The sequence below is a fragment of the uncultured Kordia sp. genome, assembly GCF_947489565.1.
Classification (GTDB): domain Bacteria; phylum Bacteroidota; class Bacteroidia; order Flavobacteriales; family Flavobacteriaceae; genus Kordia.
Genome location: NZ_CANLEA010000004.1, coordinates 263,237 through 284,376 on the forward strand (window position 1 = coordinate 263,237; position 21,140 = coordinate 284,376).

Below are 21,140 nucleotides of genomic sequence, written 5' to 3' on the forward strand. Positions count from 1 at the left end.
CATATGGAACGGTATGAGTATATATCATTCTTAAAAAAATTAGTACAATTACTACTTTAGTAATATTGTCTGCTTTTTTTATTGTTTTCACACTTACTCTGCCAAACATAATACTTTTAATTTCTGGATTTCTTGTCATTTAGTGCTGTGCGTACGGCCCTTATTACGTTATCTACATCTGAAGTTCTAAACTGTCCTCCAATTTCATCAACAACCTCATAATCTGACAGTTTAATTTCTATACTAGTATTTCCTTGTGTGCTTAAAACAAACTTTTTTGAGACATTGACATGATTTAGCTCTCCTTCTATAAAGTTTTTAATAACAGGAATTTTATTCATAAGTTTTTCAACTGTGGAATATGTTGTATCTCCTCGTGAGTCTGTTATTGTTTCTATTGAAACTACATGTTCATAAAAAACTGCAAATGTAGATTCATTTAAAGCTATTTCTTTTGTGGGATCAAAAACACATTGATAAATTACAATTTCATTCAATGTAAAGTTTAGTATAGTAACAACTTTAGGTATGTAGCGAATATATCCGTCTTTTCCTTTCCTATAGTTTGCTTCTGCACCTCCAAAATCTTTTGCTTTCAAACCAGTTATCATTTTAGGTTGTCGAATACAATCGTTAGGATCTATTAAAGTTTTTGCTAAAGCTCTATCATTTAATCCTTTCATAGATTCCCTAACTAGTTTATCAAATTCCTGATCGGAAATTCTAGAAAAGCTATACTTTTTAAAATAATTTTTAATCTTCCTTCCATTTAATGTCATTGTCGTGGTTTTTATGGTGGTTATTTTTAGTAAATAGTAAATCTTCGTATTCAATATTTAGTAATCTACATAGACGTTGTAATTCTGAAATATTTTTTTCCAAACGATCTACAGCTTGTAATTCGATTACTTTTTCTCTTACTTGCAAACCTCTTCTTTTAAAAAAGTCTTCATGTATTAAATGCTTTAAGCGATAATATTTTGACTTTTTGTCATTTATAGATATAGACATATCTACATCTTCTAAAATTTCTATGATTTCGTTAAAATGTAATCGGAAAGGGTGTTTCCCTTTAAATTTTGATAATGCTAGGTTGTAGTAATATTCGTCACTTGTAGGATTTAATTCTATAGCTTTTTTAAAACATATTATTGCTGCATCAAATCGTTTTCTTTCCATTAATAGCACTCCTAGCCAGAAAAAAATTGAGTCATTATTAATATTTTCTTGACTCTTTTTAGATAAATCTGCTATGTACTTACTTACTTCTAATTTGGTTAGTTTGGATATAAGTTTATATGATAAATCACTAATACGAATTTCTGATTTATATTTTTGAACAAAAGCTTCGTAAGTATCAAATCCAATATAATTACAGAGTAATTTTATTGTCAATTCCTTTATCTGATAATTTTCTTTGCTACCATTAATATATTTATTGTAGACTCTATTGAGTGTTTTAGCTGAAACTCCAGAACTAGGTATATTTTCGTCTATCCAATTACTAACAAAAACGCACATTCCATTAACACTGTAATTGATCACATTAGCTTCAGCTATCTTAAATGCCTCTTTTACTATCTCTTTTATAATACTATCTGTGTCCATATTACAAACATAATATCAAAAGAGAGTATATAATTATGGAAATCCATAATAATCATACTCAAAATATTTTATGCTTTTCAGCTATTCATGACTTGTTATACGGACATCAAGATCATTAAAAATCTCTACGAACACTAAAGTGTCCAACCTGTCCATAAGCTGTCCATAAGCTGGACATTAAATTCATTCTTATATCTATTTCTTTGTTTCGAACATTGATAGTTACGTATGATCAATCGTAACAATACTAAGCTTAGTATCAATACTTGTTTTGATTGAAATCTCTGTGGAGGAGACAAAGAAAGATTTCTAAACAAGATACCCTTCTCAAATATCCAAAGCGCTTTGGAATTATTTAACAACTCGCCTTAAAAAAGGTGATAGGAAACTTATGTCAAATTTTAAAAAATTAAAAATTATGAATTTATCAATATATATATCAAAAAAGAATGTATTAGGACTTGTAGCTGTCGTAATGATAACAATGAACACAAGCTGCACAAAAGAACCATTAAACGAATATGACGACGATTGTCAAACACATGAAGTTTATGAATGTGACCATACTGACGATGATGGATGCTGTCCCATTCACTGTGGTTATACAGCTATTGAAGGAGAAGATCCAAAAATTGATCCAGATGATGATGATGATAATGAATAAATAGTCATTTTTCAATTCAAAAAAAATGGTAACTTTAGAGGGATGAAAATAAAATTTTACATTTTATCGTCCCTCTTTCTTTTAGCTATAACACTATTTTTCTTTCAAAAGGGTAGTATTATACAAAATAGCTCAAAGGATAGTTCTAGGAAACAAGCAGACAGTTTGAGTGTATACTACCAAGAAAATATTAGAAAATTAGATACTATCACTGGTTCTATAGGAATTGTTGATGATTTTATTGAAACTACAATATTACTCAATATAGATACTCTAAAATATAAAGCATATAATATAAAAATAAAATTACTAGAAAAATATAGAAAGTATAATGAAGCTAAGAAAGTTGCTGAAAAGTTATTGGAAATTGCAAAAGATGAAAACGCCAAAAAATATATTGCAAAATCTTCATACAAGCTTGGAAAGCTTTACAAAAAAGATAAAAACCTTGTAGCTACCTTTTCTTATTTTAATGAATCTTTTAAAGCATCTAGAGATTTAAAGGATACTGTATTAGCTAGAAGAAGACTTTTGTCGATGGCAAATATTCAAAAAGAATTGGGAGGCTATCACGTTAGCAATATTATTGCAACAGATGGATTGAAAAATTTTGACAGCCCGAAAGATTTAAAAACAAAGTTAGGTTTATTACATTCTATATCTACTTCACTAAGAGAGCTCACAAATTACAAAGAAGCACTAAACTGGAATGCCAAAGCACTAAATTTTGCAAAAAAGAATTCTGAAATATACTCTGAAGTGTTTAAAACTAAAATTACTAAGGCAAATATAAATGCTGACATTAAAGAATTTGATGCAAGTATTTTAATTTATGAAGAGTTACTCCAAGATTCTATAGCTACTAAGAACATTCTTGAATATGCTCGTTTATTGAGTAATTTAGGTTTTGTAAAATGGAAAAGAGGTGATAATATTCATGAAATACAAAAACTACTCTTAAAAGCATTAGATATAAGGATTACTGAAGAAGATTTATCTGGACTCGTCGCAAGTCACACACATCTTTCAAAATTTTATGCAAAGTCAAATCCTGAGAAAGCTTTATATCATGCCGAAGAAGCTTATACAAATGCAAAAAAAATATTCAATAAGGTAGAAACACTCAATGCTTTGGATTTAATTACCGCTTTAGATACAACTGCTTTAGATAAATTATTAGAGTATAAAGTTATTAGTCAACAACTAGAAGAAGCTAGAAAAGAAATTCGTCAAATTTATGCTCCTACACGATTTCAAAATGAAAAATTAGCAACTGAAGCGGCAGAAAAAGAATTAAAAATAAAAGAGCAAAAAAAGAAAACTTTTTGGATTATCATTATGGCATTAATCGTTTTATTTGGCGCAATTGCATTTTTCACACAAAGAAGTAAAACGATAAAAGAACGTACAAAAAAGGAGAAGATTCAAGCTGTATACGAGGTAGAAAATAAAATTTCAAAAAAAGTACACGACCATATCGCCAATGATATTCACCTTATTAAAATGCTGATAACAAATAATGAAGATGAGGCTAAAATTCTTGATAAATTGAATATTATATATAACAGTGCTAGAGATATTTCTAGAGATAACAGTCATATTGATTTTAAGCATTATACAGAACATTTACAAGATCGCATCCGTAATTATATCACAAATGATGTAAAAGTATTTGATAGAGGCATTGAAACAATTCCTTGGGAGAAAGTTAGTACTATTAAAAAAATAGTTGTCTACAAAGTAGTTAAAGAATTGATGGTAAATATGCAGAAACATAGCTGTGCAAAACTAGTAAGTCTAATTTTTAGTTACGATGCTCCTAAGATATCCATCACATATACAGATGATGGCGTTGGTTTTTTAAAAAAAACAAACAAGAATAAAAAAAATGGCCTCATGATTATGGAAAACCTTATTAAGAGCATTAATGGAACAATTACATTTGAATTAGATAGAGAAAAAGGAATAAAAGTAATTATTAAGATTCCTAGTACTGATTAATATTCAAAAATACACTTTATATGTTCAAAAAAATTTTAGTCGTTGAAGACATAGAGATTGCAAACTATGGCATTATTAAAATATTAGTAGATAAAAAAATTATATTAAAAACAGGAATTATACATACACAGTATTGTGATAAAGCTTTTGTTATGTTCAAAGAAGCTATGCAGAAAAAAGATCCGTTTGATTTGGTAATTACTGATTTATCTTTTGAAAGGAATTATTGGAATGAGGATATTGCTTCTGGTTTAGAGCTCATAAAAAAAATACGAAATATTCAATCGAGTATTAAAGTAATTGTGTATTCTATAGAAAATAAAATTTCAAAGATAAATTCATTATTTAGTGATCAAAAAATTAATGGCTTTGTAGCTAAGGATGGTTATGATGCTAAAGAATTAGTGAATGCTGTAAGAGAAGTATATACAGGTAAAATCTATAAGCCAACTCAACTACAAAATATATTAGATCAAAAAAAGGCAATGGAATTAACTGATTACCAGAAAATTTTAATTGAAAAGTTATTAGAAGGTTTATCGCAAAGAGAAGTACAACAGTACTTTAAAAAACATAATATCACTCCGAATAGTATTAGTATTATTGAAAAAAGAATAGAAAAATTAAAAATTGACTTTAATGCAAATAATACACTACATCTTATTGCTATTTTAAAAGATTTTGGACTGATTTAATCGTTTCTTTGAAAAAATATATTAAACAAATTCAAAATTTCTTCTCTTAAACATTTATAAATGCTAGCATAGCATAATTGATTTTACTTTTTAAATTGCTCCCTTGCTTCTTTAGAGTTTTTATAAAAAATAAACTTTACATCATTTAGCATTTCTTTGTCTTCCTTTTGAATTTCTTCATCTACATTATTTCTCTTGTTTATTTTTTCTAAATTATCAAAATAAAAATCAGCAAATTTTTGATGATCCTTACATAGTTTTTTATTGAATTTTTGTGCTGAGTCTAATAATAAAGAAATCATTTTCTCGCGTTGCTTTGCTTTTTCTTCCACAAATAATTGCTCTTTATAGATGTCATGTGCATATTGAGCATAATATTGTTTTTCAGCATTTCTCTTCATTGTCTCCATATTTTTTAATCTAAACCAAGAACTCGAAGACTGTAAATGTAATTCATCTAATTTATCATCATAACTTCCTCTTTTCACCAGGACTTTTAACATTACAGCAACAACATCGATTATAAAAAATACAAGTATGATAAATAAAGAAGTTATCCAAACTGTACTTGGATTTTTCTCTGCTAGTTTACCATACAAAGCATTTTCTTTTGCTAAATAATCGTTAGAAAAGTTATTCTTCAATTCTTCAATTTCAATTCTTTGCAAACTATCAAATTCTCGAAGTTTTTTGTTATTCTGAAATTCTGTCAAAGTACGCAAACTATCAGAGCGTATTATTTCTGCATTTAGTACATTTAGTATGGATTGACTTTCCTGCTTTAGAGCATCCAATTCATTTATTAAGATATTTATTTGATCTTGGATAGCCTTCGTTCTTGGACCGTATCTAAGTTTCCCAGAAGATTCACCACAAGGCAATGAAATTTTAGCCCCTGACTGTTCTGCTGTTAGTAAACGTCTTTTGCAATCTATTAATGCCTGTTTATCTATAATTTGCTGATTTCTATTAGTTATACGAGTTTGAACATCAGACCTATCTGTTCTGAATACTTCAATTCGTTCTTTATTGGAGACTACTAATTCATTTCTTTCAATCTTGGATACAGAATCTTTTTCCTTTACACTTAATAAAAGATCTTCTTTCAAAGCTTGATTGATACTATCATCAAAATAGAACAATACAAACGGATGTGATAATGCAAATCCTAAAATAGAAGCCATAATCAATCGCAATATAAATGAACGACTAAACAAATCTTCTTTTATCGTTTCACCTTTTCTAAACGTACTTAAAATAAAACGATCTATGGAAAATATGATCCCACTCATAATGAGTCCAGATAAAATAATGAAGAAATAATTATCTGTAAGTGTTGATATTGCGTACGACATGGATACAAAAGCTAGAATCGCCGGAATACAGATTAAGACTCCATATCCGGCGTGTTTTACTCTTTCAGAATGCGAGCATTCATCTAATATATTTGTATCTGAGCCAGCACACCAAATAAAAAAATGGTAGCAATAATTTTTCATGTTTTGAATTTGATTTTACCTAGAAATTTTACGTTCAATTTGTGATAGTTGTTCTTTAATACTTTCTAGTGCTGTTTGACCAGCATCCCTATAGCTTTTTCTTAATTCAACTAAATCATCAATCATTTCTTTTCGCAATTCGTCATCTTCAGCATATTTAGCATTGAAGTTTTTTTTCTTTTGAATATAATAATCGCTAAACTCTTCTCTTGCATCAGTAATTTTCATTTTTAGCTTTGATAGCTTCTCGAGCATTTTTTGTACATCTTCTGCTTTATGTTTAAATAAATCCTGTACCAATATTGATTTAGCTCTATTTTCTAAAGAAGTTATGACTACATCGTTTATAATTTCTTCAGCTCTATTTACCAGACTAAAATGCCTTTGCGTTTGAATTAATCGTTGATCTTTGGCTACTTGAATTAGTTGTTTTTGTGTAAACATGCGCTGCATTAAATTCCAATCATCTTTATCAATAAGTGATTGTATTTTATTAGCTTTTTTGCCATGCATTTTTGTTAGAAAAGATATATAATCATCTTTATCTTCAAATCGTTTTGGTAATTCATTACCTGCGTCCATTATTGTAACATCACTCATTTGTAAAAGTTTTAATAATTTTTATTATTTACTCTAATTTATCACCATCCGGCGTATAAATTCCATCATCCTTAAAGTCTAAAATATATTTACCTCCGAAAGATTTTAATGTGCTTAAATAGTTTTTAAAAGTTTTACAGACATTGATCGCTATATTTTCATTATTCTGTAATACCTCTATATTTTGCGTAGTTAATGAACGACCATTAATCATATCTTGAATTGTAATCCTGTCTCCTCTGTCATTAGTCATCAATGTTTCATCCTCAACTTTATATTTTTTAATTAATTTTTGTTCATCCTCCGTCAATTGTACTCTATATGTAAGAGAAAAATTAACGCCTTTATTTCCTCCGAAAAAACCTTTTTTATCTGCTTGATTCTTACTTATTACTAATTTCATTTTTTTTAAATTTATTTGTGATTTTCTTTATATACATGATATTACACCTTGTTCTTTTACAAATTGACACATGTATTATTATTTTATTTCAACTATTACAATACAGTAACTTTTCTTCATTCACTGTAAATTTTCAATTAACAAATGACTTACTTCTTGATATTGAGCTGAAGTCCAAGAATGATTTCCTCCTTTTGGGCAATTATTGTTTAGTGGTGGACTTGTTACTACCTGACCACATTTACTACATTTCCATTTCATGATTTATTGTTAAATAATGCATACTCTTCTTAGGATTTTCTGCGAACTCCTTATTTATATATCTTTTATTGATAGTATATAAGCTATTGAATGACCCATCTAATAATTTACACTTAAACACCTACCAGTAAATACATTACGAAAATAGACCTAGTAGAGCTTCAAATATATTTGAAATCAATTCTCGACGAAGAACTATAATTATAACTCCTATTACGAAAAATATAATTCTAGCTACAATACTTTCCAATACTGAACCAATGATTACGCCAATAATGAATCCTATAACCCCGCCGACCCAATGGTTGTTTGTGAAGTCTAACCCTAAAAATAAACCTGCGATACCAACGATAAAAGTTACTATTCCTCCTAAATGATATTCTTTGTCCTGTGTGTTGTTTTGTGTCATGATTGTTATTTATTTTTAAATAAATGTATACAATCAACTACATAGTAAATTATGGAATTCCATAAATGAAATGAAGAAAATTAAACGTAGGCATATACATGTTTTAGTTTAACTGTTTACAAAGATCTAAATAGATTTAAAACAGTTATTAATATGAATTTACCATTCATTAATTTGTCTAGTTATTTCTGAATCTCGCGACCTTCCTTGAACATATAAGATGAATACGACATATATAAGAAGCAGCAAAATGTACTTCCTGCAGTAGTACCAATACTTCCTTTTAAAACAAATAAAAAGAATAATGCAGTAAAAAAACTCTGGCGTTGAAGAACTAATTGCATTTATAGTTGCTCCACGAGGTGCTTTGCTTAAGTTTCTACCTAAATATTCAGAAATTGTTTTAAATCCATTAGTTGCTCCGTCATATGACAAGGCTTCAAAAAATTATTAATAGTATTGATAGATTTCTTTAGTTAGTTATAGTAACGGTTACTACTCTACCTGATTTTTCATTTGATAGTAAAATCTTATTTCCATCAATAAGTTCTATAGATTCTCCTTTGTTTACAATCTTATTATTTGTGACATCTTTTAAATACGGAAGCCTTTCATTAATAAGCAACCATTTAGTATTGTGATATGCAAAATAACCTACACGTAATTTATCATCACTTGTCAATTTTTCATTTCTAATAACATCTCTACTTACATGCCATGCATGTAATGTGGTATTATTATATACAACTAACCGCATATTTTCTGGCTTCCAAATATTAGGTTTAAATTGATAAAAGAAATCTAATACTGGAATTGAGTTCTTATAAGTTGTTCCGCAAAATGGACACTTGGTAACTTTGGTATTATTGTATATAAACCATTGTTGATCACAAGAATTATTACTGCATTTTAGTTTTAAATCATTTGTTTTGATCAATGCTTCTTCCCACATAACTGCTGGTGGTCTTTCTTTAGGGTTATGAAGTCCTTTTATAAAAGCTTGGTCAAATAATTTTTTCAAATATGGTCCTGTAATTAAATAAGGGGTTGTCTTAAGGTCTGTCCATGGATAAAATTTCTTTTCGTTATCTCCATATTCTCTTTTGAAATTTCTATTGCTCGCATCTGTTGGGTGTTCTATGAATAAAGCTTTGGATCCCATTAATAAATCTTCTTCTTCATCTGAATCTAAAGCACCAAAATAGTTTCCTCCTCGCAATGGATGTCTGTATAGCAAATACATATAAATTAGTACTGCCAACGCATGTAAATCTGTTAGTCGATTTGGTAGTTTTCTTTTTGGATCATTTACAGGTAAATGTTTTGTCGAAAAAACTTCAGGAGCTATAAAGTCAGCAGTACCAATAACATCAGGAGGATATAAGCCAGGAACTACCAAGCCATCAATATCAATAATGGCAGCTTTTTTACTGACTGGATCTATGAGTACATTTTTATAAGATAAATCTGAGTGTGCTAATCCTGCAGAATGCATTCTTTTTACGCCTCTGGAAATATTTACACAAACTTGAAAATAGCTTAACCAATTCCCTAATTCTGATTTATCTAATTTCAATCTTGATTTTCCTGTTCGGAATTTAGCACTTGAAAACCATTTACCATCTTTTTCCTTCCCTTTTAATAAATCATTGTCTTGATACCCTTTTTTAAAAAAGAAGTTTTTTGAATAACAAGGAACAATAATACCTATTTTATCATTTTCTTGAATTACGTCCGTTGGCCAGGAATACAATTCTTTATAATAATTGCCTCCTTCTCTTTTAAAAAAACTATCAAAATATTTTGTAACAATGTTTTTTAATCTATCAATAGAGTTGGCATCTTGTTTATCTCTATATATTGCTACTACATAAGATTTATCTGGGCTAAAATATACATCTTTCATCCCACCTCGCATCGGGTCACCATTATCAACATAATAGTATTCTTTTGTAGTATCGATTATAGATTTTACTGTTTTGGTATTCATCTGCCTTACTTTTAAAAAATTATAGCTAATGTTCTATCATCATGATTACCTTTACTCCAGAAGTCCATCCAGTTATTAAGATTTTCTTCGAGTTGATTAAGATCTCTACTAAAATCTAATGTTACATTGTCTTCGTTTCTCCCTTCTAAATCTGCTATAAATTCAAGCCATTTTTCTGTTTTTTCCAAATTAGCTTCTACAATAAATTTTGCATCATAAATACCATCTGTCATCAAAAATAGGAATGAAAAATCTTCTGTTATATATACATTAAACCTTGATACAATGGGTCTTTCTTTAGAACTAAATATTTCTCTATTTGTAATAAATCGAGTACCGCCTCCATATTTACCAATATCTAACCAATTTAGAAGTTTAGCTTCCGTTCTGTCTTTATTGATGATTCCAATAGGGCAGTCACCTACTCCAAAACTTAGAAACACATATTTATTATTGATTTTTTTAAAAGCAATAAAAATTAGAGTTGCATGAAAATAATCTGCTTTATTTAAAATTTTTGTTTTATCAAATGCTTTGGGAGATTCTAATGCGGTTTCACTAGCTATTTTTTCAATTTCAGTATGCGCATGCACTGCTACTTTATAAATGGCCTTAATTGCTGTTTCCTTTGCTTGTTCAAGTTGCTTTCCTTCTTTTAAATCAATAAACTGATTGAATTCTTCTTCAAAAAGTTCCAATTCTTTTATAGCTACATTTTCAAAACACTTAATAGTTTCTGAACATGCAATTTCAGATCCTTTTCTAGAGAATTTTGCACTCCCAGCTCCATCAGAAACGGCGACAATTGTCCATTCGGAATCTTCAAAGTATTTAAAAGCATAATCATCGTCTCTAAAACTTCCGACATTTTTATGGGATCGGCCTCTCTTCGAGGAAACTACGATAGATTTCTCTCCAATTTTGGTTGCCTCAGATTTATCATCTTCTTTCCAAAACAAAGCATTAGTGTCACTCGGAATATCTTTCCATAATGATTTTGGGTCAGGATTAATAAGAAGTTTTACTTGTTTTTGATGTTTTATTTCTGAAGCTTCTTCTCCATCAACTAAAAATTCTATAGTAAAAAAATCATCTAATTTCACTTCTGGCGTACCTTCAATGGTCATTGTGTCTTGGTTATAAGTAAGGTTGAACTTATCTAAGTCAACACAATTCATTTTAATCAAATTATTTTTTTCTAAAAAATTATGAGGAAAAGTGTATATGTACGGTACTTTTTCTGTTCCATTATCTGTAGATATTCCGTTATTTTTAAATGCAGTTACTAGTGTTTGTATCTTCCATTTTTTCATAATTTCAGTTTCTAATTCGACTATTGAGGTGTAGATTTCATGTACTTTTTCATCTTTCATAAAATCGTTAACCATGAGGCTTATCTTTTCTGGTTGTTTTTTGGTAGATGAAAAGCATATCCTTTGTATGTAATTTTTATATTCATTTTTCATTTTATCCTTGTTTTCTGTTGACTTTAAAATTATCTGAATATGTATATTCAGCTGTGTTCCCACAACTTGGGCATGTATTTAACTTCTCTTGACCGATACAATGAATTTGCCCGCAGTAACAAAAGGCAAAACCTGTCTGATTTCCACAACTTGGACACGATGGAAACCCTACAAGTTCGTCAGTATTAACTTGATGTTTTTTTTGAGAAACTTTAGATAATTTATCATACATATCATCTACTAAAAATGTTCCTATTAATTGATAGGATTTGGTCTTTAATGGAATCCCCGCAAACTTTTTACTTTTAAAATTCTTTTTATATTTTATTAAATATTTCTCTTTTGTGTTTTGACATTTACCTTCTAACACTACAAAATTATTATCTGCTTTTTTATTTGAATTATACTCTTTTTTAGATAGGTCAATTTTTTCAAGATGCTCTTTATGCAAAGTATCTAGCTCAAATGCATTTTCACATTTTTCTATGTTTTGACTATTCGTCTTGATTGAATCAGTCACCCATTTGAAAAACACTTTATAGCTGTTTATATCATTATCTTTAAACAATAATACATTATCTGTTAGTTGACCTAAAACATTTTTATCTGCACCACTTCCGAGTGAAATCGCTATCATATTTGCCATATTCCGCCATTTTATATTCCATGCATTTATGGCTTTACTACTATCATCTGTTGGCACGCCATCAGTGAATAAAAATATAATAGGCTTCCAATCCCCTTTTTTCTCTCGAGTTGTTTTTACTAAATCTGTATCAAGTGTTGTTATTAAATGTTCTATGCCATATCCTAATGATGTTCCACTTCCAATAGGGAATTTTGGTGGATAAAAACTAATGATATCTTGTAATGGAATAATTGTCTTTGCTTTCCCTGCAAATACAATGATAGAAATCCATACAGTTTCTAGTGCAACAGGATTTGTTTTTAGTTCTCGTATAATAGATTCTATTCCTTTTTCTACGTTTGCAATTGGGTTTCCAATCATAGATTCTGAAACATCTATTAAGAAATAAATGGGTAGTCTTCTCATTAACTTTTGATTTTAGGTGTTCATATTTGATTTAGATAACAATAATGTCTTCTGAAGGCGGTGGTGGTAATTGTATCTTATCAGTAGTACCAATACTTTTATTTCCATGTTCTATGGTTTCAGAAACCCATGAGAAAAATTGTTTTAACGTATTACTATCAGTAGTTTCTAGGCGAATCACATCATCTGTAAGCCTTTTTAATTTGGAAACATCTGCTGTATTTCCTGCTGCACAACCAACAATAACTGCAAAATTTAATTTCTTAACCTTAGGGATGAACTCATTATACTTTTGAATATCTGATGGTTTTCCATCTGTAAATAAAAATAGTAATGGTTTCCAGTCTCCTTTTTGTTCTGGAGTACCTACTTTAATATCGTTTTTTACATTTTTACATAAAAATTCTAATGCTTTTCCTGTAAAAGTTGGTCCGCTTTGTGGGCAGGTAATTTCAGGTAATTGAAATGATTGTAAATCCGTTAACGGTAAAATCTCTTTTACTTCTCTATTAAAAGTAATAATACTAATCCAGAGTGTTTCAGAAGCTTGTGCATCTGCTCTTAATGTATTGATCATACCACTTAAAGCATTATTCAAAGAAACGATAGGTTCTCCGAACATAGAACCAGATGTATCCAACAAAAAATAAACAGGAAGTCTTCTCATTTTTTTATGCGTAAATGTTATACAACTATATTTAATTCAGAAGGCGGCGGCGGTAATTCATTCAGCCCAGATGCTTCTTGCCCTGCTTCTTCAACTTTTGTAGATGATGTACTAATAGAAGCCGTTACCCATGCAAAGAATTTAGCAATACTCTGACTATCAGCAGTATCTAAGCTTACCACATTTTCTGTAATTTTCTTTAAGACATTTGTATCTGCTCCACTTCCAGCAGCACAGGCTACGACTACAGCTGTTCTTCTTTTGTTTAATTCATTCAAACCATTTTGTAAACTATCTGTAGGCATACCATCAGTCATAATAAAAATCATTGGTTTCCAATCTCCCTTGCTTTCTGCTGTTGTTTTAGCTACTTCATTGTCTATACAGTTACTTACAACACTTAAGGCTTGTCCCATAGCTGTTACTCCGGTGGCTCGAATATCTGGGATTTGAAATGTTGTCAAATCTGTTAAGGGAACTATTTGCTGTGCTGTACTATTAAAAGTAATAACACTTAAAAACGCTGTTTCTATTGCTTGCGGATTCTGTCTCAATGAATTAACCATCACTTGAATTCCGTTTCTTACAGCTTCAATTGGTTCTCCGATCATGGAGCCTGATGTATCTAATAAAAGGTATACTGGAAGTCTTCTCATTATATGTATTTTTTAATTATTGTGCTTATTGTTTCTTCTAAATTTCTGTCTCTAGTTGGGTCTCCTATTGCATTAAATTTCCATTCACCATTTCTCTTGTATAATTTCCCCATTACCATAGAAACATAACCTCTGAAGCTAGAATCGGTAGCGATATCATAGGTAGCCACTACATTTTGAACATGTTCAGGAGTTCCTTCATATAATCTAATTGCTGCAAACGGTACCGATGCAAAATCTTGCTGTTGGAAACTATTTAAAAAGAATACTATTTTATCTACGTTTATTGCTACTTTTGATAGATTCACAGAAATAATTTCATTATCCAAGCCATCATCTCCATCCTCGTCTCCTGTCAAATCATCTCCGCTATGGATAATAGATCTGTCGTCCGATTGTAATCTGCCGAAATAAACTTTTTCCAAAAGATTGTTATTGGCATCAAATAAAGCACAGCTTGCATCTAGGTCTACTGCTACTTTTTTGGTACTTAAAAACCCTTTTTTTATAATCATTCCCCAATTGACACCTACGCAAAAACTAGTTAGTTTTTCTCCTGATGATTTTCGAAGATCAATCTTTTGTCCTTTTGCCAAATTAATTGCCATACTTTTATTTTTATTAGTTATACTTATTCACAAAATCCTGCATATCACTTTTTGTCCCTATTCCTATAGCTTCAAATTTCCATTCATTATTCCGTTTATAAATTCTTCCAAATTCAATAGCTGTTTCCACAGAAAAATCTTCATCCAACTCAAATTTCATAATCTCTGTGTTTGTATTATTATCAACGATTCTCACAAATGCATTGCGCACTTGTCCAAAATTTTGACTTCTAGATTGCCAATCATGAATGGTCACAATAATGAGTAGTTCTTCTGCTTTGGGGTCTATTTTAGAGAAATCGACTAGAAGTGATTCATCATCACCATCGCCATCTCCTGTTAAGTTATCTCCTGTATGCTCTACAGCTCCATCAGGAGATTTTAAGTTGTTATAAAATATTAGATATTCGTCTGAAATTAACTTTTTATTCGTCCCAAGAATAAAAATACAAGCATCTAAATCAAAGTCTAGACCTGTTGCTGATTCATTCGTGTCCCATCCGAGACCAATTGTAAATTTCTCTGTAGACAATGCTTCTCTTTGTCCTTTTTGTAAATTGATAGCCATATGAGTTTTTTATTTTTTACTTACTTCACAAAGCTAAATTCATCGTCTTAATAAAAATTATGGAATTCCATAAACAGAAAGCATATAGTTACTCAAATAAAGTTTTTTTTGATAAGAATATGATACCCAAAAACATCAAACACATTGATAATCAACACAAAAAAAACTACCTCCACAAGAGTTCAACACTTTTATAAACATATCAAAAGGAGTAATTGGTAGTAGTAGTTGATTTATATATTTTAACGGTGAAAAGTTGAATTTTAGTAATTTGTAAATCTTGTTCTAATCACTTCATAAGAAAGATAGTATCTTGAATAAGTTTTATTAACTAATTTTAATTTAAGGTAATTCTACTTCATTTTATTTATTATGGAGTCCCAAATGGGTGAAAAAGGATAGTTTTGCAGTATTCTTAAAAAAACATACTGATTTAACTAACAGAGTTTTAAAAAATAATTAGTGCTTTCTAAACTAGAGGAAGTCCTAGGTTCAATTCCCGATCTCGCTACAAATATAAAATAGGCTTTAAGTCAGTACTTTATACGGTTTACCACTTTTGGTAAACCATTTTTTTATGACTAATCTCAATGAAATTTTAACAAACGAGTATATAAACAAGCATGTTTCTATTGCAAAAAAATGTTTTCAGAGCCTAAGATATATGATGCAAAAGGCGATCTCTCAAAGCGTTGATATGTATATTTCTATTTGAGAAACCCAGAAACAGGGAAGATAGAAAAGTAAAAAAAGAAAAAAGCGAACTTTTAAATTCGCCTTTGTTATTATTTAGGTATTCATTAGAAATGTTTTGAACATGATATTGAATAATTAGGATCTGTTAGCTGACAAGCCCATCCACAAGAAGCGCCTCCATGTTGTCTATAGCATTTTGGTTCTTCTGGTTCACATAGTGTAGACAGAGGTGGAGCACATATATATAAAGAATCTGGACATGTAAGTTCATAAGTCGCCGTAGCAACTCCTCCTTTTATAGATTTAGGATTAAGATTAGAAACAGAATTTTTGTTCAGTTTTAAAGCTTTAAACTTCTTTTTTAATTTTTGATAAACTTCTTAGTTATCATTTCTTTTCCAGTTTTTAGTTTTACAAAATATAATCCGGTAGCTAAATGAGTAACATCTATGATATAATTGTCTGTTCTTTTCTTGGGTAGTATTGTTTTTATTACAATTCCTTTATAATCTAGTATTTCGATTGTTTCTATGATAGTTTTAGTTTTTATAAATAAATCAGTAACTGTCGGATTAGGATATATGGTGAGATTTTGATAGTCAGATTCTTTTACAGATAATACTGGATTTTCAAATATACGAACATGACCAGCATCACTACCGTTACCATTATTTAAATGCGCTCCTATGGCGACAATACTTCCGTCAGCACTTAAACTTATTGATCGTCCAAAATGATCAAAAGAATCTTCTCCGTCAATATCAGATCCTATTTGAATCCAACTGTTATTTTCATTCTTGTAAACTCTTGCGTGTCCAGAAACTAATCCATTACTTCCATTGTTTCCTGGAGCTCCAATAGCTACTATATTTCCATCAGCACTAAGACTTACAGAGACACCTGATTCACTACCAGCAGATTCTCCATCAATATCCGAACCTACCTGAGTCCAAGAATTATTAATATTTCTATATATTCGAACATGACCTGAGTTAGAGCCATTATCACTATTTTGATATGCTCCAATGGCTATAACATTTCCATCTGCATTTAGACTTATTGAAAACCCCGATCTATCATGAGCGGATTCCCCATCGATATCTAAACCTATTTGAACCCAAACATCATTCACATTTTGATAAACGCGTACATGACCAGCATCATCTCCATTGTCATCATTAAAATATGCTCCAATAGCTAGAATATTACCATCAGCATTCAGACTTACTGAAATCCCAGAATTATCTCTAGGAGCTTCTCCTTCTATGTCAGAACCTACCTGAATCCATGTGTCATTTTCGTTTCGGTATACTCTTACATGTCCAGAGTTCGTACCATTGTCGTCATTATCCGGCGCACCAATAGCTACTATAGTCCCATCTGCATTTAAGCTTACTGAATCTCCTGAGAGATCATTCATATTTTCTCCATCTATGTCAGCGCCGATTTGAGTCCAACTATTGTTAATATTTCTATATATTCGAACATGACCAGAGAATTCTCCATTATCAGCATTTGCATACGCTCCAATAGCTAAAATATTACCATCAGCACTTAAGTATACTGAAGCTCCAGAACGATCTCCACCATTTTCTCCGTCAATATCAGCACCTATTTGAGTCCAAGTTCCATTTATATTTTCATACACACGGACATGACCAGAATTGCCTCCATTGCCACCATTATGAAGCGCTCCAATCGCAAGAATATTACCATCTGCGCTTAAACTTATTGAAGCTCCTGAGAGATCATTCATATTTTCGCCATCTATATCTGAACCTATTTGTGTCCATTGTGCATGACTGGTATGTATAAAACCTATTATACCTAGTAAAATGAGTATTCTTTTTTTCATTGAATCTTTTTTTATTATAATTTACAATTACCCAAATAAACCTTATTATTGGGAGTAATTAAATCAGTATAACCAGTAATTATCGAATTAAGGGTTACATATAAAACCAAGCTGAATAAGCTTGGTTTTTTGTTTTAAACTTTTATTTTTTTAATACTTCAATAATTAATTATCTCAGAAGTATATAATAGACAGCTAATGAATCTTCTTCATTAATCACGCTTTGGCTCACTACCATCAGGACATTTTTCCCAACACCAAACTCTAGAGCCATCAGGACAACCACAATTATCACAAGTATTTGGACATGGATCTGTAAAATCAAATGCACGTCCTGCTGTTGAAATGTCTGTTCCATTATCAATCAAAAGATTTCCTTTTTTTCCTTTTCCGATGAAGACTGTCGTCATTTTTTGTTTCTTGTTTTTACCTAAAAACAATGCTAACGAATGGATATTGTCTGTTGCTAACATACGCTTTATGACAACAACATCAAGTCCAAAACGCTCTACACGTTGTCCATCTTGATCTAAAGTTGCTTCAAAAGTATTGTATGCCTTTTTCATTGAAGTGATGTATTCATAAGCGTCCGTATTTTCTAAAATATGTGAAGATGCTTTAGAAGCGTCTAATGGAACATTTCCTACTGATTGAAAAATAGATAAATCCGCTTTATAAGTATCTTCTTTTATAATTTTAGAAGCTACTTGTGCTATTATTTCTCCAGTTGCTCTTAGTTCTCCTGTTGCTGTAAATGTGATTTGATTTTCTTTACTGAGTCCTAAATCAAACCAAACATAAGTCACATCTTTGGTAGTAACCAACTCTTCTAATGCTTTGACATCAAATTCGTAATGTGAGATTTTTTTCTGATTATTAACAACAGTTTCAGTAAGCTTGCTATCAATCCAATTTACCTTTTGGGTCTTTGCTATTACTCCAACTGTTTCTTCTATTTGAGAGGTTTCTTTGATCTCATCTGAACATGAGCAAATCATAAATCCCATTGCCAATAATGTAAATAGTGTTTTTTTCATAATGTATTTTTAAGTTTAACTAATAGCACAAATAAACTTCAAATACACTCTCTAAAAAAGACATACAACCAGCCATTATCGAATTAAAGGTTGTATATGGCAACTTAAAACAATTATAAATATTTAGAACATAATGATTCTTTAACAGACGTATATCTTTTAAAAACATCTGGTGTTTCGTTTGTGAAATTATTATATTTTACAACATCTTAATTGTTAAAGAGTACTTTTGTAAGTAACATTCACAAATAGGAGAATAAGTATGAATACTTAAATAATTTCTGATGAACAGAATTTTAAATTATGGAGCTTTTCTCTTAATTTCAAAATAATTCATGGGCTCTAGAATCCGTTTTTGATAGATTTTAAACCTTATTAAAATTTTGATTCTTTAAAATAATTGTACATAAATTCAGTTTATTAATGAAACCAACAACCTATTGTACAGTGAATTCTCGGCAATCTAAATTTTACCTATTTTTAGTACTCTCCTTTTTTTGTACGCTGTTATTTGCTCAAAATGAAGATGAAACATATTTGTTGAAAAAGCATCGTTTACAGTATTTCTATTTTGATGAAAACATGATTCTTTCTAAAACAGAAAAAAAGGATTTAAAATATGATGAAATCAATAAAATTAATAAGTATGCACAAGGAGATTTTATGGTGTTTTCTGATAAAAAATTTCATTTAAAATGTCATCTTGACTATGTGTATTTGGTTTCAAAAGATTTTGTAAGTTCTCTAAAAAATGTAAAACCGCTGACAGCTTTGTTTTCTGATCTCCATAATTACAACGAATACATGGTTTACAGAAATTTTGCGATTGTGACTAAAGGACGTTCTGGAAAATACAATGTGTATCTTGATTTTAGTCCAACTTGTATGGCAGATATTTTGGGTATGACTACTGAAGAACGAAATAGATACAAGATAAATAGTAGATTTGGTCATCCATTCAATCCAACTCCGCAAAGAGAACTTCCACTTGTTTTCTATAATATTCGTCCAGTTTCTGATCTTAGAGATCGTTTAGATAAACCCAAAAAAAATATTTATTACCAAGATATTAAAGGAATTTATGATGATTATCTTGGGAAATATAACTACACAGATTCTACACAAAGACTCGAATTAGAAATTAAAAAAAAGGTGATCAAAACCTATTTAGATGCTGACAATAGATATTTTTATTTCATTGATAAACTTGAAGTGCAATTGAAGCAATGGAAAGACAACAAGCTTATTTTTGACTCTTCTAAAACCTCTGAAATCTATGGAGATATTAAAACCATCCTCAATGAAAATCATGCAAGCTATGGCATGGACTTCATAGTGTATTTTGACAGAAAAGCAACAATATTTACACAACCAATTCTAAAATTACACCTCCAAAAAGAAAAACAACATATCAAATTCCATGTAAAATATTCATATATAAAAAATAGTTATCGTCTTAAACCTGAAACTGATATGTATGATTTTCCACAATTTGTAGTTTTTCTCAAAGAAGAGTCATAAAAAAGTCTTCTAAATTATTTTTATATACTAAGCTAAAACTGGTTTGAAGCATAGAAAAAACAAAAAGGTCTCCAGAAATTCCGAAAACCTTTTGCGTAACTATAATGTTCTTATTTTTTTAATCTTTATACGACAGTGGATATAATTTTGCATGCTCAATCAACAGTGTTTTATTCGATTTCATATACGCTTCCATTGCCTGTAAACCTTCTTGATAGTTAGCATCAGATATTAAATGTAGTTGTGAATAGTTTCTAAGTGCGGCTTCTTCCTGAATGAGTAACATACTTTTTCTGTACGTGAATACTCTTTTTTCTACCCGCGTTTCAAAACCTGTAGCTTCTAAGGTTTGAAAAAGTTTTTCTTCTGGATAAAATCGTAAAATATCTTCTTCGTATACAGATGGAAAGAATTGATAAACCCACGATTTTTTCATCTCATACGGATGAATCGTATTGATATAATACCTTCCGCCTCTTTTTAATACGCGATATATTTCTTGAAATGCTTTTTCTTTATCTACAAAATGATGGTATGAGTGATTGCAAATGACATAATCAAAATAATCATCTTCAAACGGAATTGCTTCTGCTGCTGCTTGCTTTGTAGTTATATCTTGGTCTTTTACACTTTCTGATAGTACTGAAAACATAGCTTCAGAAGGCTCAATTCCAAACCATTGAATATCCGCCTTATTTTTAAAGTAAGCTTTTTGTTTTAATAAATAATTTCCTGTTCCGCAGCCAATGTCTAAGACACGACGGTATTTTTTCTTGTAAATTAACTCACTAATGTTTGGATCTGGCTGAATATAATGCCGTGTTTTGCTTTTATTGTAGGTTTCTGCAATTTTTGAGTAATCGGTATTTTTCATGATTTTCG

Annotated in this window: 21 protein-coding genes; 4 read left to right on the plus strand and 17 right to left on the minus strand. The window is 30.1% G+C overall.

What is annotated here, in order from left to right:
• Window positions 1–116 precede the first annotated feature (116 nt).
• Both Q0845_RS07155 and Q0845_RS07160 read right to left on the minus strand, forming a co-directional pair.
• Entirely contained in the window at window positions 117–779 is a 663-nt protein-coding gene (locus Q0845_RS07155; RefSeq protein WP_298511187.1) for a hypothetical protein, read from the minus strand.
• Window positions 754–1,608 (minus strand): tetratricopeptide repeat protein, encoded by an 855-nt coding sequence (locus Q0845_RS07160; protein ID WP_298511189.1) that lies wholly within the window; start codon window positions 1,606–1,608, stop codon window positions 754–756. The genes Q0845_RS07155 and Q0845_RS07160 overlap by 26 nt, the downstream gene beginning before the upstream one ends.
• Before the next feature lie 418 nt (window positions 1,609–2,026).
• Between Q0845_RS07160 and Q0845_RS07165 the strand changes: the two genes are divergently transcribed.
• Genes Q0845_RS07165 through Q0845_RS07175 form a run of 3 tightly spaced genes read left to right on the plus strand, consistent with a single transcriptional unit; the run spans window position 2,027 to window position 4,968 of the window.
• Window positions 2,027–2,272 carry a hypothetical protein gene (locus Q0845_RS07165; RefSeq protein ID WP_298511191.1) on the plus strand — a complete coding sequence of 82 codons (246 nt, stop codon included), beginning with the start codon at window positions 2,027–2,029 and terminating at the stop codon, window positions 2,270–2,272.
• A 42-nt stretch (window positions 2,273–2,314) separates the two neighbouring features.
• Window positions 2,315–4,273, plus strand: a complete 1,959-nt coding sequence (locus Q0845_RS07170; protein ID WP_298511193.1) for a tetratricopeptide repeat-containing sensor histidine kinase — start codon at window positions 2,315–2,317, stop codon at window positions 4,271–4,273.
• Window positions 4,274–4,293: 20 nt separating this feature from the next.
• Window positions 4,294–4,968: a response regulator gene (locus Q0845_RS07175; RefSeq protein WP_298511195.1), complete on the plus strand. Its 675-nt coding sequence runs from the start codon at window positions 4,294–4,296 to the stop codon at window positions 4,966–4,968.
• 83 nt (window positions 4,969–5,051) lie between these two features.
• Here the strand turns inward: Q0845_RS07175 and Q0845_RS07180 are convergent, their stop codons facing one another.
• From Q0845_RS07180 to Q0845_RS07245, 14 genes are all read right to left on the minus strand, one after another.
• Window positions 5,052–6,467, minus strand: a complete 1,416-nt coding sequence (locus Q0845_RS07180) for a DUF4407 domain-containing protein (RefSeq protein WP_298511197.1) — start codon at window positions 6,465–6,467, stop codon at window positions 5,052–5,054.
• A gap of 15 nt (window positions 6,468–6,482) precedes the next feature.
• Window positions 6,483–7,067 (minus strand): hypothetical protein, encoded by a 585-nt coding sequence (locus tag Q0845_RS07185; RefSeq protein ID WP_298511199.1) that lies wholly within the window; start codon window positions 7,065–7,067, stop codon window positions 6,483–6,485.
• Window positions 7,068–7,095: 28 nt separating this feature from the next.
• Complete coding sequence (locus Q0845_RS07190; RefSeq protein ID WP_298511201.1) at window positions 7,096–7,470, minus strand: hypothetical protein; 375 nt, start codon at window positions 7,468–7,470, stop codon at window positions 7,096–7,098.
• A gap of 120 nt (window positions 7,471–7,590) precedes the next feature.
• Window positions 7,591–7,731, minus strand: a complete 141-nt coding sequence (locus Q0845_RS07195) for a hypothetical protein (protein WP_298511203.1) — start codon at window positions 7,729–7,731, stop codon at window positions 7,591–7,593.
• Between the two features lie 136 nt (window positions 7,732–7,867).
• Window positions 7,868–8,140 (minus strand): hypothetical protein, encoded by a 273-nt coding sequence (locus Q0845_RS07200; RefSeq protein WP_298511205.1) that lies wholly within the window; start codon window positions 8,138–8,140, stop codon window positions 7,868–7,870.
• Between the two features lie 472 nt (window positions 8,141–8,612).
• Window positions 8,613–10,130, minus strand: coding sequence for a kinase (locus Q0845_RS07205; RefSeq protein WP_298511207.1), 1,518 nt, complete (start codon window positions 10,128–10,130; stop codon window positions 8,613–8,615).
• An 11-nt stretch (window positions 10,131–10,141) separates the two neighbouring features.
• Window positions 10,142–11,596 (minus strand): PP2C family serine/threonine-protein phosphatase, encoded by a 1,455-nt coding sequence (locus Q0845_RS07210; RefSeq protein WP_298511209.1) that lies wholly within the window; start codon window positions 11,594–11,596, stop codon window positions 10,142–10,144.
• Between the two features lies 1 nt (window position 11,597).
• Window positions 11,598–12,650, minus strand: coding sequence for a TerY-C metal binding domain-containing protein (locus Q0845_RS07215; RefSeq protein ID WP_298511212.1), 1,053 nt, complete (start codon window positions 12,648–12,650; stop codon window positions 11,598–11,600).
• 31 nt (window positions 12,651–12,681) lie between these two features.
• Window positions 12,682–13,317: a VWA domain-containing protein gene (locus tag Q0845_RS07220; RefSeq protein ID WP_298511214.1), complete on the minus strand. Its 636-nt coding sequence runs from the start codon at window positions 13,315–13,317 to the stop codon at window positions 12,682–12,684.
• A 17-nt stretch (window positions 13,318–13,334) separates the two neighbouring features.
• Complete coding sequence (locus tag Q0845_RS07225) at window positions 13,335–13,973, minus strand: VWA domain-containing protein (RefSeq protein ID WP_298511216.1); 639 nt, start codon at window positions 13,971–13,973, stop codon at window positions 13,335–13,337.
• Window positions 13,973–14,581, minus strand: a complete 609-nt coding sequence (locus tag Q0845_RS07230; RefSeq protein WP_298511218.1) for a TerD family protein — start codon at window positions 14,579–14,581, stop codon at window positions 13,973–13,975. Before Q0845_RS07230 ends, Q0845_RS07225 begins: the two co-directional genes overlap by 1 nt.
• A 13-nt stretch (window positions 14,582–14,594) precedes the next feature.
• A complete protein-coding gene (locus tag Q0845_RS07235) occupies window positions 14,595–15,149 on the minus strand; it encodes a TerD family protein (RefSeq protein ID WP_298511220.1) in 555 nt (184 codons plus the stop codon).
• A gap of 1,057 nt (window positions 15,150–16,206) precedes the next feature.
• Window positions 16,207–17,700, minus strand: a complete 1,494-nt coding sequence (locus Q0845_RS07240) for a T9SS type A sorting domain-containing protein (protein ID WP_298511222.1) — start codon at window positions 17,698–17,700, stop codon at window positions 16,207–16,209.
• A 212-nt stretch (window positions 17,701–17,912) separates the two neighbouring features.
• Window positions 17,913–18,737, minus strand: coding sequence for a hypothetical protein (locus Q0845_RS07245; RefSeq protein ID WP_298511224.1), 825 nt, complete (start codon window positions 18,735–18,737; stop codon window positions 17,913–17,915).
• A gap of 582 nt (window positions 18,738–19,319) precedes the next feature.
• On the opposite strand from Q0845_RS07245, the gene Q0845_RS07250 reads away from it, so the two are divergent.
• Window positions 19,320–20,258 carry a hypothetical protein gene (locus Q0845_RS07250; protein ID WP_298511226.1) on the plus strand — a complete coding sequence of 313 codons (939 nt, stop codon included), beginning with the start codon at window positions 19,320–19,322 and terminating at the stop codon, window positions 20,256–20,258.
• A 118-nt stretch (window positions 20,259–20,376) separates the two neighbouring features.
• On the opposite strand, the gene Q0845_RS07255 is transcribed toward Q0845_RS07250, so the two are convergent.
• Window positions 20,377–21,132 (minus strand): class I SAM-dependent methyltransferase, encoded by a 756-nt coding sequence (locus Q0845_RS07255; RefSeq protein WP_298511228.1) that lies wholly within the window; start codon window positions 21,130–21,132, stop codon window positions 20,377–20,379.
• Window positions 21,133–21,140: the final 8 nt, after the last annotated feature.